The organism is Verminephrobacter aporrectodeae subsp. tuberculatae, assembly GCF_026127385.1.
Taxonomy (GTDB): domain Bacteria; phylum Pseudomonadota; class Gammaproteobacteria; order Burkholderiales; family Burkholderiaceae_C; genus Acidovorax; species Acidovorax aporrectodeae.
In genome coordinates this window covers 413,226-427,049 of record NZ_QZCX01000003.1, presented here as the reverse complement: position 1 = coordinate 427,049, position 13,824 = coordinate 413,226, and the positions used below count along the sequence as shown (strand labels likewise).

Below are 13,824 nucleotides of genomic sequence, written 5' to 3'. Positions count from 1 at the left end.
TCAACCTAAACGTCGATGGCGACGATCTTGCGGATGATGTACACGCCCATGAACTCGAAGACCGCGATCACGGCCAGCGTGGCCCAGCCCATGCGGGTGTGCCAGAGCATGGACATGGCTTGCGGCTCCATCTTGTTGAGGATGAGCATGAGCACCAGGGGCAGGGCTCCGACCACCCAGGCTTGCAGCTTGCCCTGCGCCGTCAGCGAGCCGATCTTTGCCTCCATTTGCAGCCGGCTGCGGATCGTCACCGAGGTGCGTTCCAGGGTTTCGGCCAGGCTGCCTCCGGTTTCGTTGGCGATGCGCATGGCCGAGGTGATGAGGACCGTGGTCTGCGTGGGCATGCGCCGGCTCAGGTTGTTCAGTGCCTGCTCCAGCGTCACGCCCAGGCGCTGCTCGCGCAGCATGAGCGCGAATTCCTGGCTCAGCGGCGGGCTCGATTCGGCCACCAGCTGCGCGATCGCGCTGCTCAGGCCCACGCCCGCGCGCAGGCCGCCGCTGAGCATCATCAGCGCGTCGGGCAGTTGTTCCTCGAACCGGCGCAGTCTGCGCTTGCGCATTTGCTGGTAGAGGAAACGCGGCAGCAGCCCGAGCACGAAGAAGGTCGGCAGCGCGAGCAGTTCGCTGCCGCTGATGAGCCACACCAGCACGCCGCCGAGCGCCATCACCGCCAGGTTGGCGACGAACAGCTTGCGCGGATCGATGAACAGGAAGAACTCTGCCGCCTGAAAGCCCGCGCGCTCGGTAAAGCTGGCGCGGTAGCGCCGCAGCGAGGAGCTGCCGATGTCGATCAGCAGCCAGGTCAGCAGCGTGGTCGACAGGGCGACCACGGAGATGATCACGAAAAAGAGGGTGTCCGGCGCGAGGCTGCTCATGCTCTCTCTCTTTCCCCCGGCGCGTTGCCGCCGGCGCCGGCGGTGCTGGTCCCGGGAACGCCGCGGAAGATGTCCAGGTCGAGCACCGCGCCGCTGGCACGCAGTTCGTCGTAGAAATGCGGCACCGTGTCGCAGCCGCTGAATTGCCCTTGCACCTTGCTCAGGCCGTTGGCCTGGATTGCGTAGCCCCGGTTCACGAAGGTGAACAAGTCCTGCAGCTGGATCTTGCCGCTTTCCATGCCGCTGATCTCGGTGATGTACGTGACCATGCGCGTGCCGCAGGAGAAGCGCGTTTGCTGCACGATGATGTCCACCGCGCTGGCGATCTGCTCGCGGATCGCCGCCAGCGGCAGTTCCATTCCGGCCATGAGCACCATGGTCTCCAGCCGGGCCAGTCCGTCGCGCGGGCTGTTCGCGTGCAGCGTGGTCAGCGAGCCTTCGTGGCCGGTGTTCATGGCCTGGAGCATGTCCAGCGCCTCGGCGCCCCGGCATTCGCCGACGACGATGCGGTCGGGCCGCATGCGCAGGGTGTTGCGCACCAATTCGCGGATGCTGATCCCGCCCTTGCCTTCGACGTTCGCCGGGCGCGATTCCAGGCTGATCAGGTGCTCGTGGTTGAGCTTGAGCTCGGCGGCGTCCTCGACGGTGATGACGCGCTCGCCGGGCGGGATGAAGTTCGACAGGATGTTCAGCAAGGTGGTCTTGCCCGAGCCCGTGCCGCCGGAGACGATGATGTTCTTGCGCGCCTCCACGCAGATGCGCAGGAAGTCGGCCATGGCCGGGCTGAGCGCGCCAAACTGCACCAGGTCGTCGGCGCTGAGCTTGCGCTTGGCGAACTTGCGGATGGTCAGCGTGGAGCCCTTGAGCGCCAGCGGGGGAATGATGGCGTTGACGCGCGAGCCGTCCTTGAGCCGCGCGTCGACCATGGGCGAGGATTCGTCGATGCGCCGGCCCAGCGGGGCGACGATGCGCTCGATCACGCCCATCACGGCGTGGTCGCTGGTGAAGGTCAGCGAATGCTTTTGCAGGCGGCCTGCGCATTCGATGTAGATCTCGTCGAAGCGATTCACCATGACTTCGGTCACCGTGTCGTCGCTGAGCAGTTCCTCCAGCGGCCCCAGGCCCACGGCCTCGTCGAGGATTTGCTTGCGCAGCGAGTCGCGGTCGAGCGGAGCCGGAATGTCGGCGTCCATGTCCTGCATGATCCTGGCGATGAGCTCGCCGGCCTCGGTGCGCAGGTGCTCGTCGGACATGCCCGAGACGTCATGGCGGCGCAGGTCCATGGTCTCGATGAGCTTGGCGTGCAGGCGCTTGCGCCATTCGAATTCAAGCGCGCGCAGGGACGGGTCCCGTTCGATCGCGGGCGATGGTGACGGTGCGGCGTCGGCGCCGGGCGAAGGGGCCCTGGATTCGGCGCTGTCGTGCCGTGCGGGCGCCGGTGCCGGTGCATGGCCGAGCACGCGCAGTCGAAAGGGGCCGATGCCGATGGTGTCGCTGGCCTGCAATGGCCCGTACTGCGCGTCGATGCGCTGGCCATTGACGAGCACGCCGCCAAAGCTGCCGCCATCGTCGAGCAACACGCCCGCCGGTGTTTGGAACAGATGCGCATGCTCTTTGCCGACGCGCCAGTTGTCCAGCCGCAACTCGCAGTGCACGCTCTTGCCGATGGAGCATGTATCCGGCACCTGCATGCGCTGCTGCTGGCCGTCAGGGTGGGTGATTTCCAGATCGATCATGGGAGGCTGTCATTCGTTGCATTTCCGTTGGCAAGGACCTGTGGGACGTCGGGTTACATGGATCTATTGGGCAGGGCCATTTTGTGAACCAATGCGGTCATATCGCTTTCAGAAGTCAGGCCCATAAACACCTTGGCGTCACCTTGCCGCGTGCGGTAGAGAAGCATCGGGGTTCCGCCACCCAGAGTGATCCACAGCGCTTCTGCAGAATTCAGAGCGGAACGCTCCGCCCGGGTGGCTTGCACACCGGGTATTCCGCCCAGGCGCTGCTGCCGGTTGTAATTGGAAAAATTGAGTTGCAAATCTTCCTTTCGGCCACCACGCAGGCATGCTGCACTCTTGTCGAGACTGCTTTTCGAAAGATACGCAACGGGTATCCAGACGGACGGAAGATCATGAAATGGCTTGCCGTCAATCGGTATTGACCACAATTGGGCGCAGTAGGGACAGTTTGGATCGAAGAACACATACAACGAGGGATTTGTCATTCCGGATTGCGTGGGTATTCCGCGCAAAGCCTGGACCTGATTCCATACCTGATGCGGAATTTCCTGTGCAATTGCTGGCCATCGTGGCAGCAAGGCGGCCATGCCGAGAAAGTGTCGTTTCTTCATGCTCTGTACCAGTGATCTCAAGAATCAGGTTGCTCTGTAAAGCAGAACTCGGTGATTGTCTCTGGCGGATTTTTGGACCGCGCTGCCGTGCCACGAACATAAATATTGCTCCCTGACGAATAAGCTGAATAGATATCGGGAATTGGAATACCAATATTGGTTTTTGTGTCGATGGACGTCTGAATTGACTTCCCGTCTTGTGCAAGACGATGTATCAGTAGCTTGTTGTCGTTTGCTCCAACCCATGCAATATGGCTTCCGGCTTCCAGCAAGTATCCTTTGATGGAAGCAATTCCATTGCTTTGGTGCAGTTTGGTGGACCACAGGATAGAGAGGTTTGCATCACGCTTCTCCATGAATAGCTGCTCGCCTACCCAGTAGCTGATGGCAATACCGCCATCTTTCAGCGCCGTTCCTATGGCCGCTATGCCGTTGATTGGTGTGCGCGAAACAGGAGTCCCGGTCGCGGAATATTCGCGCAGTTCCGCGCCGGAAGATGCGCTCTGGTCCTTGCTGTCACCATGGCGGTTGAATAGCGCAAAAACACGACCTCGGCTTTCAAAGACACTCGATACCTCGCCGTTGCCATCATTGGCTTGGCTCAATATTTTCCGGGTCTTGAGGTCAGCACTGAAATACATGAGCACGGGCTGCTTGTTCATACTGGCTCCTGCGATAAAGTACCCGGCCTTGGACGATGCGCTTGCCCAGATGACGCCCACGTCACTCAAGGGCAGCGACTTCCTGATGCCTGACAGGTTGGCCTGCAACTGGACCATGCTCCATTCACCCAAAAAATTCGCTCCGATTACCAAGGCGTTTTGCCATACGGATTCGGACACTGGCGTCAGTGCCATATAGTTGTCTGGCATTTTTATTTTTCTTGTTTCTCCCTTGGAGCGGCAATCCATTCCCCGCATCACAAGAAAAGTCTCCACCGTGCTGTCTGCACTGAGTTGCCCGGCAGATATCCAAAAAGCCTTTTCGTCCTTCAGGATGATTTGTGCATAGGGTCGATCTGCTTGCTGGGGGGTCATACTTTCTACGCCCAATTTTGCGTTTGCAGCATCAAGGGTTACCGCGAGGATAAAGAGGGTGCTTGTAAATTTTGACTTCATGATTTTGTTCTATTGAAATACAAAGTCGGAACCTGATTCCATACCTGATGCGGAATTTTCTGTGCAAATGCTGGCCATCGGGGTAGCAAGGCGGCCATGCCGAGAAAGTGTCGTTTTTTCATGCTCTGTACCAGTGGTTTCAAGAATCAGGTTGCTCTGTAAAGCAGAACTCGGTGACTTGCCCGGACGGGTCTGTGGATCGTCTTGCTACGCCACGAACATGAATATCATCTCCTGACGAATGAACTGAATAGATGTCGGGAATTGGAGCGCCAATATTGGTTTTTGTGTCGATGGACGTTTGAATTGATTTCCCGTCTTGTGCAAGGCGATGTATCAGTAGCTTGTCATCGTTTGCTCCAACCCATGCAATATGGCTTCCGGTTTCCAGCAGGTATCCTTTTCTGGAAGCGACTCCGCTGCGTTGATGCAGTTTGGTGGACCAAAGGGCGGAAAGATTGGCACCACGTTTTTCAATAAATAGTTGCTTGCCTATCCAGTAGCTGATGGCGATGCCGCCATCTTTCAGTGCCATTCCCGTGGCCGCCATGCCGTTGAGTGGCGTGCGTGAAACGGGAGCGCCGGTGGCGGAATACTCGCGCAGTTCCGCTCCGGGAGGTGTACTCGCGTCTTGATTGCTGAGATAACGGTTGAACAGCGCAAAAATACGACCTTTGCTTTCAAAGACGTTCGATACTTCACCGTTGTGGTCATCTGCTTGGCTGAGTGTCTTCTTGTTTTTTAGGTCAGCACTGAGGTAGATGAGCGTGGGGCGCTTGTCCACGCTGGTGCCCGCGATGAAGTAACCGGTCCGGGAAGTAGCACTGGCCCAGACGAATCCCATGTCGATCAAGGGCTGTGCCTGCCTGACACTCGACAGGTTGGCACTCAACTGAATCACGCTCCATTGCCCATGGAAATTCACGCCAGTCACCAGAGTGTTTTGCCTGATGGATTCAGACAGCGGCGCAAGAATCATATAAGTGTCCGGCGTCTTGATTTTTTTTGTTTTCCCTCGGGATATGCAGTTCATCTCCTGAAGTAGAAAGGAAGTCGCTGCCGTTCCGTTTGCGTTGAGTTGCTCGGCAGAGATCCAGTAGGATTTTCCATCCTTCAGATCGATCCGGGCGTATGGGCGAGTTGTTTGTTGGTGGTTTATGCTGTTGAGGATCAGCCCAGCACTTGAGGACTCAATACTGGCGGTAAAAAAGAAGATGACGATTTTTGCGTTTAATTTCACAATGCACTCCTTCTAGCAGCATTGACAATATTGCTGGCGACGCAAATTGAAAGCGCTTGATCCAAATTTCCTCAGTCCAGTGTGCATTTTTTCTGCGGCTAAAAGACAAGCATGTCGTGTATTAACGGAATTTTCTCCCAAGAGCCCTTTAAAAGTTGTTTCGTGATCGGCAGGAATCCCATTGCAAACGACCTGCATATCGGAGAGCATGTTGTTGTCGCAGACACTCTGGTCATTGGCGATACATGTCTGGTAGCATTTGTCATGAGATGAGCATGCACCAAAAAAACTGGATGAATTACCGATACCACCAGGGCCTGCGCCAGTTGGATTATTTCTGTCAGCATAAATGAATATACCAGAGAAAGCGGATAGTTTTACAATTTCCGGAGGCGTACTGCATCCATCAATGCAATAGGTTCGAGCCGAACCATTCTGCTCAACATGCACCACCGGATAATCATCATTTGCAGAGTGCTTTTGACCGACTTTGCATTGAGCCCATAGCTCATCGGGCTTGGCCTGGCTTTGTTGCATCTTTGTGCACTCTTTTGAGTAAATATCCCAGTTGAATTTCTTATCCAACTTTGTGTATTGCTTCTGCTGAATTTTGCTTATTTGTGTCACGGAATCCATGACACAGCATTGCGTAGCAGCATTGACTACTCTGCTGGCACAAAGGTCGCCATCGAAAATGGTGCAGTTATTTTTCTGTTCATATTCTCTCCTGGCTTCTGCGTTCCGAAAACAGAGATTCGCTGTGCACACGTTTAACGTGGGGGCTGGGGGAAACAGGGAGCAGTCCTGTGTGACGCCGCATTGCGCCCAAGATGCGCTGGCGATGAGAACCACCATCCATGCGATGGCTGCCTTGAAGCAGAGGAGCTTGCTCATGGCGCTACTACCGCGCCATGTGGCGCAACAGACGTTGGTGTGCTGCGCTGGCGCACGATGAGCCTGCATCTCGGCTGGCGAACAGCGAGCACCCGCACGGGCTTGAGCGGGCCGTCAGGGTGGGTGATTTCCAGATCGATCATGGCTGGCTGCGGCTTAGAAAGCGGGGAACAACCACTGGGTCTCGACCCAGCCGCGCCGCCCGTCAACCTGTACCGCAGAGAACTGGGCCTGAGGGGCCTGGGGCAGGACCTCGACTTGGCTGCCCAGCGCCAGGCGTTGCAGCACGGGCGCGTTGACGTCGGGCGTGACCCGCAGCGCGAGTGCGTCGAGGGTGACGCGGTAGCTGCCGGGTGTGGGGTGGGCGTCCCCGCCGGCGGTTTCGCGCGCGGCGATGTCCTGGCCCTGCCGGGCCTGGCGGGCGTGCGCGCCGTCAGGCGGTGCAGCGATGCTGAGCAGATGCGCAACGGGTTGCAAGCTTGCGTCGCGCACCCAGCCTTGCAATGCGCCGACCGCAACGGCGCGCCAGCCCGGGGCGGCGGTGGCCGTCGGGGGCTGGTGCGGCGCTGCGCGCACGAAGCTGCCCTGGCCCAGTTGCAGCAGCACCTCGCTGTCGGCGTCGGGCCGGGCGTGCAGCACCAGGCCGTCGTGCACCACGCGCCAGTTGCTGACCAAGGGCAAGGGCTCCAGGGGATTTTTCCCTTCCGGCAGCACGGCCAGTTGGTCGGGGTGCTGAATCGGGGCGGGGGCGGGCATGGCGGCGGCGATGCTGGCGTCGGCACTCGCCACGGGGGCGGGCGCCAGCTGCGGCGGATGCGCGGGCGCGGCGCCGGGCGCGGTCAGGAAGGGTTCGGCGCCGTGGCGCTGCTGGCGCAGGGTCTCGGTGGCGCGCTCGACGCGCTGCATCAGACCGGGCGACTGGCTGTTGATCACCGTCGGGGTGACGAACACCACCAGCTCGGTTTCGTCGTTTTGAAAGCGCTTGGAGCGGAACAGCGCGCCGAGTATCGGCAGGTCGCCCAGAAACGGAACTTTGTCGATGCTGTCGCTGGTCTTGCGCGACATCAGCCCGGCCAACACCATGGTTTCGCCGTTTTGCACGTTGAACTCGGTTTTCGTGCGCCGTGTGCTCAGTGCCGGCCCGGAAACGGTTGAGATGGAGGAGTCTATGTGGCTGACTTCGCTGGTGATCTCGGCGCGGATGACCCCATTGCGATCCACGCGCGGCGTGATGTCGAGCTTGATTCCGTAGGGCTTGAAGAGGATGTGCGGCCCTTCATTGGTTTGGACGGTGTAGGGGTATTCGCCGCCCGCGAGAAATTCGGATTTGGCTCCATTGCGCGCCGACAGCTGCGGCTGCGCCAGGATGCTGGCCTTGCCCTCCTGGGCCAGCAGGTCGAGCTTGGCGCTCAGGCCCATATTGATCGCACTCAGGACGTTCAGGCCCCCGGACAGCGGAGTGAACTCACTGCCGTCCGCGGAGGTGATGGGCGGCTTCTGGACACCGATGACCAGCCCCCCTTGGTGGCCGCGTCGGCCGGGCGCCCAGAGACCGGCGACGCTGGCGCCGCCCGTGGAACCCCAGCGCAGGCCGATTTCGCGCAGCTCATTCACCGGAAACTCGACGACCTTGACGTCCATCAGCACCATCTGCTCCCAGCCGATCTGGTTGGCGAAGTTGACGATTTGCGGATAGTGTTTTGTGAGACTTTCGATCTTCTTGAGGTCGACGTCGCCCAGGTTGTCGCCTTCGACGATGACCTTGTCGCCAATGACGGAGGCCTTGGCGTTGGGGATGGTGCTCAGGAACGCGGCGATCTCGCGCGCATAGCGGCTGGTGTCACCGGGGACGACGTTGATCTTGACGCGCTGGTAGCGGCCCTCCTCGTTCCACACGAACAGCGAGGAGGTCCCGACCTCGTTGGCAAAGATGATGACTTCGCGTTCGTCGAGCGCGGCGGCCGTGAGCACCTTGCCGTTGCCCACGGCAATGCGCGCGACGCCGGGGCTGGGAAAGACGCGCGACTCGCCGACGAACATTTCGATCTCGGGCACCTGGGCCTGGTCGTCCGGTTTCTGGATGGGGCGGTAGGGTTGGCCGGAGACTGCCGCCGGAGTCTGTTTTTTGGCCCGCAGTGCCGGCGCGAAGCCGCCACGCGAGAGCGCGGGCGGCGCGGCAAGGTCCGTGGTGTCGGATGCTGGCTGGGCGGGCGTTTGGGCCGGCGCAGGCAGGGCCGTTGCGCAGGCCAGGGCCAGGCTCCAGCGCAATGCGTGGCCTGTCGCGGTGATCGGAATGCTGCGATGGGGCATGGGCGGGTGGGGAAACGTTTGGCCTGGGGTCATGGGGCGGCGCGGGGTGGCGCGGGAATCACCAATGCGCCGGGCTTGCCCGGGGGCTGGTCTGGCTTCTTGGGGCTGGAGGCCGGCGGCCCGGGCGGTAGTGCGGCCGGTTCGTCGGCGCCGCCCTGGTTCGCGGCCTGGCGCAGCATCAGTTCCTCGGGCTTGAAGTCGCTGCGGCGCCCGCCGTAGAGCACGGGCACCGTGCGGCCCATCGAACCTGCGGAGTTGCTCAGGGACTGCACGTCGCCGGCGAGGCCCAGCAGCGCCGCCATCGCCGCACTGTCCTCCGCCAAGACCTGCGTGTCCTGCGGATTGCGCAGCAGCGCCGTGATCTTGCCGGCCTCGCGCGCAATGACCACGCTCTGTGCCTGCGCCTGCGTGGTGTCCAGCGTGACCGTGGAATACTGCCGCCGCTCGCCGCTCTTGGGGTCGTCCACCACGCGTTGGCCGGTGGCCATGACCCGGACGTTTTGCAGCAGGGGGAAGGTGGTCTTTTTGCCACCCTGCTCGAGCGTGAGTATCAGGTCGATCGCGTCGCCTGGCTCCAGCAGACCGGAGATGGAGTTGATCTCATCGACGTGCACGGTGATCGCGCGGCGCCCGATCCCGACGCGCGAGGAGAAACTCGGGGCCTTCTTGGTCTGCATGAGGCTCCAGAGCAGGATTTCGCCCTCCTTGATGTCTTGCTCGACGCTCTGGCCCTCGATGCGATCGAAATGCTCGGGCGTGATGGCGTTGGAATGCGCGTAGTCCACCGGAACGTTGCGCACCGCCACGGTCTTGGTGGACAGGGCATCGCCTTTTTTGAGGTCCTGCTTGGCCACCAGCAGGACGGTGGTCTTGCCTTTGGCGCGCGCCTCGATCGCCTCCATATAGCTGCTCAGGTAGCTGCGGGCGCTCAAGGCGGCAACCAGGCCGATCAGCAACGCCACCCCAAAGAGTAGCCAGGTCTTGTTGGGCCGCAGGGCGGCGAGTCGGAACGGGGAGAGTTTCATGGGGCAAGCATGGAACAAGGGATACGAAAGATAGGGGTCAAACGGGCGACTCAGATAGGCAGCGAAATGGCGAAGCTGAACTTTTGATAGGCGAGTTGGAAGGCGTTGAGCAACTCGCGCAGCACGCTGCTGTCGTCGAGCATGCCCACGCCGAGCGCGAAGGCCAGGGCCGCGCAGACCACGCCGTACTCCACCGAGGATCGGCCGCATTGCAATGCAGCACCCCCGGGTCGCCTGCGGTGCGTCTTCTTCGAGGGGGCGCTGCCTGCGGCCCGGGAAAGCCGGTTGCGCGCTGTCCCTGGCTTGGGGTGCGCACGGCGCGGGGAAAAACGCCAACGGTTCATGGCAGTAGCTCCAACTGAACACTGGTGAGCAGCACGATGCTGGTCTGGCCTTGCGCGTCGCGCGTGATCGTGGCCATGGCCTCCTTGCCCGGGCCGCGGAAGAGCAGGGTCAGGCCTGCCGCCTGTTCGGGCAAGCCGGCGGCGGTTTGGGCGCTGTCGGTGCTAATGCTGCGCTCAAGCGCGTAGCCCTGTTCGCGCAGGGCTGCGCCGAGCCGCTGTGCATTGAGCTGCTCGCCGTGCCGGTTCAGCGCCACGAGATGGGTCGCGAACCGGCCGTTGTCCTGCGCTTGCAGGTGGCTGGTGATTTGGGTGCCTGCCGGCAGCAGGCGGCGCCAATGGGCGATCGTCTCCCGGGTCTGCGGCTGCGGGGCACCGGGCAACTGCGTGACCGCGACCATGCCCCGGCTGCCCCGGCCGTCGCTGCCAGGCTCGATCTGCACGGTCAGGTAGTACCCGCCCTCGGCGCGGCCCAGGATCTGTTTGCGACCCAGGCGGTTTTCCACCAGGGGCTGACCCAGCGTGCGGCGAAACCACGCGGCGGTTTGCTCCGGAGCTGCCTCGGTGGCAAAGCCCGTCAGGCGCATGGGCAGACCGTTCATTCCCAGTTGCTGGCCGACGCCGTAGCTCTGGGCCTGCGCGGGCAGGGCGACCTCGGGCCAAGAAGGGGCTTGCGCTCTTGCGGCGGGTGCGCCCAGGGCCAGCAACAACAGGCCAAGGCACAGGCCGGCGCGCTTGGGCTTGGGCAGGGGTCTGCCTGGCCGCGCAGAAGCGGCTCGTGTTCCCGGCGGGCGTGGTGGTGGCGGGGCGTGTTGCATGCTTTCGAAGCCTGCTGTCGTGCGGGTTCAGTTCTTGGGCTCGTCGGCCTTGAGGCGATCTTCAGGCACCACGTCCTGCCAGAGCTCCAGGCGCCCGAATTGGGGGGCCGATACCTTCCCCAACTCGAAGAGCGGGATGACGATGTCCAGCGCCGCTTCGATTGAGGAGAACAGGCTGTTCAGCGGGACGAGCTTGCCAAAGCGGTCCATGGTTTGCTGCACCGATTCCGCGGCCCAGGGATCGATCAGCACGCTGGTATGGCGCGTGATGCGCAGATCGATTTTGTCGAAAAGCGTGTAGCTGACGATGCCTTCGGGCAGGTTGGCCAGGGGCACGGAGACGTTGACGCGGTAGATGCCCCGGGCCTGCAGGCCGAGCGTTCCGTGGTTCGCCAGGGGCATCAGGCTGAAGGGCTTGCCGTCGCTGCTGCCCTTGAAGGCCTGGTTGTGCGAGGGGGCCTCGTCTTCGCCGAAAGTGACCGCGACGTCGGAGAAGTTGCGGATCAGCGGCTTGCCCCGGGGGTCGGTCCAGAGCGGGTTCTGATGGGCCTGGGAATCGTCGGCTGCATCGTCGGTTCTGATGGGCGCGTCGGGGGTGCTGAAGTAGCGCCGGCGCACTTCCTCGGCCAACTGTGCCTCGGGCTTGAAGCCGTTTTTTGCATCGTTGTGCACCGTGGCGTCGAACGCCGCGTAGCGGCTTGCCATATGCGTGGCATGGGCAATGTCCTGGTACTTGCCGATCATCGGCATCAGCAGGAACAGGCCGAGGACGGCCGCGGCAATGGTGAGGAACTCGACCAGCGCCTGGCCCTGCTGCTGCGGCGGCGTACTCCGGAAGGCTGCGTTATTCATGGGATGAGCACTCCCTGGCGCAGTTGCTGCGCCTGCACGTCGGTTTCGGAATGGACCAGGCGCACCTGCCAATAGGGGTTGAACAGGCTGGCGAGTTCGCGGGGGCGATTCAGGGTTTTGCCGTAGAGGTTTTCGTGCTGATCGATCGGGCGCTCGAAGTACACCTCGGAGGTGGCCACTGCAGCCATGACGTTGCTGGCCACCCGGCTTTCGTAGGCGTTGATGCGGCTGCCGCTGCTGGTCTTTATCGCGCTCCTGCCGTCTGAGGTGCGCAACTCGCCGCGTGCGCGGACCAAGCGCACGCTGAACTGCAGCGCGGGGTCACTCTTGTCCAGTTGCTGCTGGTCAAGATCGTAGTAGTTGGGTATGCCGCTGTAGCCCGTCCAGTGCGAGGACGATGCCATGCTCGATGCCTCCGGGTTGTCTCGGGCGCCGCCCAGGGATGCCTCTGAATCGTCCTGGTCCTGGCCCTCGGGATGCGCCTGCTGCTCGCCGTAGGCGATGGGATTTTCCCAGTATTTGCAACGAAAAAAGCGGTATCGCACCTCCCACCAAGACTCGGTGTCTTGCGCAATCCACTCGTCATAGTTGACCAGATCGGTGCCTCCACCTCGGCTCACTCTGCTGCGGGAAGTAAAGCAAGCCGGGGCTACTGCAAAGGAATCCCATTTGCGCTTGCGCGTGAATTCGTCGGTATGTGCGGCATAGCTGGCCAGTTCGGCCATGCGCTTGCGGTCCTGGCCGCTGTACTTGCGCGTGAAACTGCCCCAGTCGTCGGTCAGCGCCGAGGCCATGCCCGGACCCAGGGGCTCTACCTCCACGCTGCCGTCATTGGCGTAGTTGGCCCGGGCGACGTCCTGCATCACCTCGGCGCGCAGGCTCTGCAAATAGAGCGGGGCATGCAGCAGGTTGTGGGCTTGCTGTATCGCCTTCTTGTTGAGTTCCGCCGCCTTCACCACTTTCTCCGTCAGGTCCGGCACCTCCTTGGCTACATCTTCTATGTATTGGCCCAGATACTGCACGACGGCATAGCACATGAGCCCATACTTGGCACCGTATTTGGCCCCGCCAGTCCAGAACAGCGAATAGCCGCTTGAATCAAGGCATTCGGGGAATTGGCCTGGCAGGTTCTGCACGCGGGTCTCCGCGTACTGCGCCCACGATGACAGACTGACCATCTGGGCCACGAGCACCTCGTTGGCGACCAGCGCGCGGTTGCCGTAGGCGCTGAAATTCAACGCCCGCGCGTGCATCACGCCGGCGCTGTAGGCCACTGCATCGACCGTGTTCACCAGCTTGGTTTTTTCCTGGGAAAGCTGGCCGGTGTTGAACAGGAAGAACAGTGCAGCCAGGGCGCCGATCACGACAAACATGCCGTAGATCAGCGCCTGCCCGCGCTGCCGGGCGGCCCCCCGCCCGCCTTGTTGGACGACGCAGTGCATGGGGTAGTTGCTTACTTGTTCTTGTAAGCGTCAAGACCCTTTACTTTCCGCTCGGTATCGGCCTTCTTGGCCGCGGCGTCGGCTGCAGTGATCGCAGTCTGAGCGGATTGGCCCGCGACCTCGTTGGCGATGCCCGACATTTGCGCTCGGATGGTCTCGCCAAAAGCTTGATAGACCGCGATGGCAGCGACCCCGATGAGCGCCACGATGACGATGTATTCGGTCATGCCTTGGCCACGTTGCTTTTTGGCGGTGCGGCGGGTGTTGAAGAGAGTGCGGAACATGTCAGAACCTCCTGAGCCGGTTGCGGATGAAGAAAAAAAGTGCCTTTTTTTTGGAAGGATCATAGAGCAACTTTCGCGACATATATATGACTTTCCATGGGATATTCGATAGAAATTTTCCAATGAATAGCAATTGCATTACAAATGTATTGCCATTTTTAAATACGAAATATGATTTTTAAACCTTATTTTTTCTACGGGTTTTGGCGCTGGCCTCGCCGGAGCGCAGCAGGCCCGTGCTGGGTGACGGTGATCTGCTGTTCTTGCAAATGCCA

The 13,824-nt window shown here is 61.2% G+C and carries 13 protein-coding genes; all 13 read right to left on the bottom strand.

Translation table 11 applies throughout. The annotated features are described in order from the left end of the window. Nucleotides 1-5: 5 nt before the first annotated feature. The 13 genes from D5041_RS16990 to D5041_RS16930 all read right to left on the bottom strand — a co-directional run bounded on the left by D5041_RS16990 (nt 6) and on the right by D5041_RS16930 (nt 13,549). A complete protein-coding gene (locus D5041_RS16990; protein WP_010106643.1) occupies nt 6-875 on the bottom strand; it encodes a type II secretion system F family protein in 870 nt (289 codons plus the stop codon). Continuing rightward, complete coding sequence (locus D5041_RS16985) at nt 872-2,611, bottom strand: TadA family conjugal transfer-associated ATPase (RefSeq protein ID WP_265285290.1); 1,740 nt, start codon at nt 2,609-2,611, stop codon at nt 872-874. Before D5041_RS16985 ends, D5041_RS16990 begins: the two co-directional genes overlap by 4 nt. Nucleotides 2,612-2,664: 53 nt before the next feature. Further along, the gene (locus D5041_RS16980) at nt 2,665-3,225 is read right to left on the bottom strand and encodes a hypothetical protein (protein WP_265285289.1); all 561 of its coding nucleotides are present in this window, start codon (nt 3,223-3,225) and stop codon (nt 2,665-2,667) included. 17 nt (nt 3,226-3,242) lie between these two features. Then, complete coding sequence (locus tag D5041_RS16975; RefSeq protein ID WP_265256859.1) at nt 3,243-4,343, bottom strand: hypothetical protein; 1,101 nt, start codon at nt 4,341-4,343, stop codon at nt 3,243-3,245. 139 nt (nt 4,344-4,482) lie between these two features. Then, nucleotides 4,483-5,583, bottom strand: a complete 1,101-nt coding sequence (locus D5041_RS16970; RefSeq protein WP_265285288.1) for a hypothetical protein — start codon at nt 5,581-5,583, stop codon at nt 4,483-4,485. Nucleotides 5,584-5,595: 12 nt separating this feature from the next. After that, nucleotides 5,596-6,477, bottom strand: a complete 882-nt coding sequence (locus tag D5041_RS16965; protein WP_265285287.1) for a hypothetical protein — start codon at nt 6,475-6,477, stop codon at nt 5,596-5,598. A 156-nt stretch (nt 6,478-6,633) separates the two neighbouring features. Next, nucleotides 6,634-8,787 carry a secretin GspD/PilQ domain-containing protein gene (locus D5041_RS16960; RefSeq protein ID WP_265285286.1) on the bottom strand — a complete coding sequence of 718 codons (2,154 nt, stop codon included), beginning with the start codon at nt 8,785-8,787 and terminating at the stop codon, nt 6,634-6,636. Nucleotides 8,788-8,816: 29 nt separating this feature from the next. Next, the gene (gene cpaB, locus D5041_RS16955; protein ID WP_265285285.1) at nt 8,817-9,812 is read right to left on the bottom strand and encodes a Flp pilus assembly protein CpaB; all 996 of its coding nucleotides are present in this window, start codon (nt 9,810-9,812) and stop codon (nt 8,817-8,819) included. 50 nt (nt 9,813-9,862) lie between these two features. Further along, nucleotides 9,863-10,156 (bottom strand): hypothetical protein, encoded by a 294-nt coding sequence (locus D5041_RS16950; protein ID WP_265285284.1) that lies wholly within the window; start codon nt 10,154-10,156, stop codon nt 9,863-9,865. Further along, on the bottom strand, nt 10,153-10,971 hold the full coding sequence (locus D5041_RS16945) for a hypothetical protein (RefSeq protein ID WP_265285283.1): 819 nt from the start codon (nt 10,969-10,971) through the stop codon (nt 10,153-10,155). The genes D5041_RS16950 and D5041_RS16945 overlap by 4 nt, the downstream gene beginning before the upstream one ends. 27 nt (nt 10,972-10,998) lie before the next feature. Next, nucleotides 10,999-11,823, bottom strand: coding sequence for a hypothetical protein (locus D5041_RS16940; RefSeq protein WP_265285282.1), 825 nt, complete (start codon nt 11,821-11,823; stop codon nt 10,999-11,001). After that, a complete protein-coding gene (locus tag D5041_RS16935; RefSeq protein ID WP_265285281.1) occupies nt 11,820-13,265 on the bottom strand; it encodes a pilus assembly protein TadG-related protein in 1,446 nt (481 codons plus the stop codon). Before D5041_RS16935 ends, D5041_RS16940 begins: the two co-directional genes overlap by 4 nt. A gap of 11 nt (nt 13,266-13,276) precedes the next feature. Further along, nucleotides 13,277-13,549 carry a Flp family type IVb pilin gene (locus D5041_RS16930; RefSeq protein WP_010105524.1) on the bottom strand — a complete coding sequence of 91 codons (273 nt, stop codon included), beginning with the start codon at nt 13,547-13,549 and terminating at the stop codon, nt 13,277-13,279. Nucleotides 13,550-13,824: the final 275 nt, after the last annotated feature.

Bases quoted from the DNA above. Each gene is read 5' to 3' on its own strand.
- D5041_RS16990 (WP_010106643.1), bottom strand. From the start codon at position 875: ATGAGCAGCCTCGCGCCGGACACCCTCTTTTTCGTGATCATCTCCGTG.
- D5041_RS16985 (WP_265285290.1), bottom strand. From the start codon at position 2,611: ATGATCGATCTGGAAATCACCCACCCTGACGGCCAGCAGCAGCGCATG.
- D5041_RS16980 (WP_265285289.1), bottom strand. From the start codon at position 3,225: ATGAAGAAACGACACTTTCTCGGCATGGCCGCCTTGCTGCCACGATGG.
- D5041_RS16975 (WP_265256859.1), bottom strand. From the start codon at position 4,343: ATGAAGTCAAAATTTACAAGCACCCTCTTTATCCTCGCGGTAACCCTT.
- D5041_RS16965 (WP_265285287.1), bottom strand. From the start codon at position 6,477: ATGAGCAAGCTCCTCTGCTTCAAGGCAGCCATCGCATGGATGGTGGTT.
- D5041_RS16960 (WP_265285286.1), bottom strand. From the start codon at position 8,787: ATGCCCCATCGCAGCATTCCGATCACCGCGACAGGCCACGCATTGCGC.
- cpaB (WP_265285285.1), bottom strand. From the start codon at position 9,812: ATGAAACTCTCCCCGTTCCGACTCGCCGCCCTGCGGCCCAACAAGACC.
- D5041_RS16950 (WP_265285284.1), bottom strand. From the start codon at position 10,156: ATGAACCGTTGGCGTTTTTCCCCGCGCCGTGCGCACCCCAAGCCAGGG.
- D5041_RS16945 (WP_265285283.1), bottom strand. From the start codon at position 10,971: ATGCAACACGCCCCGCCACCACCACGCCCGCCGGGAACACGAGCCGCT.
- D5041_RS16940 (WP_265285282.1), bottom strand. From the start codon at position 11,823: ATGAATAACGCAGCCTTCCGGAGTACGCCGCCGCAGCAGCAGGGCCAG.
- D5041_RS16935 (WP_265285281.1), bottom strand. From the start codon at position 13,265: ATGCACTGCGTCGTCCAACAAGGCGGGCGGGGGGCCGCCCGGCAGCGC.
- D5041_RS16930 (WP_010105524.1), bottom strand. From the start codon at position 13,549: ATGTTCCGCACTCTCTTCAACACCCGCCGCACCGCCAAAAAGCAACGT.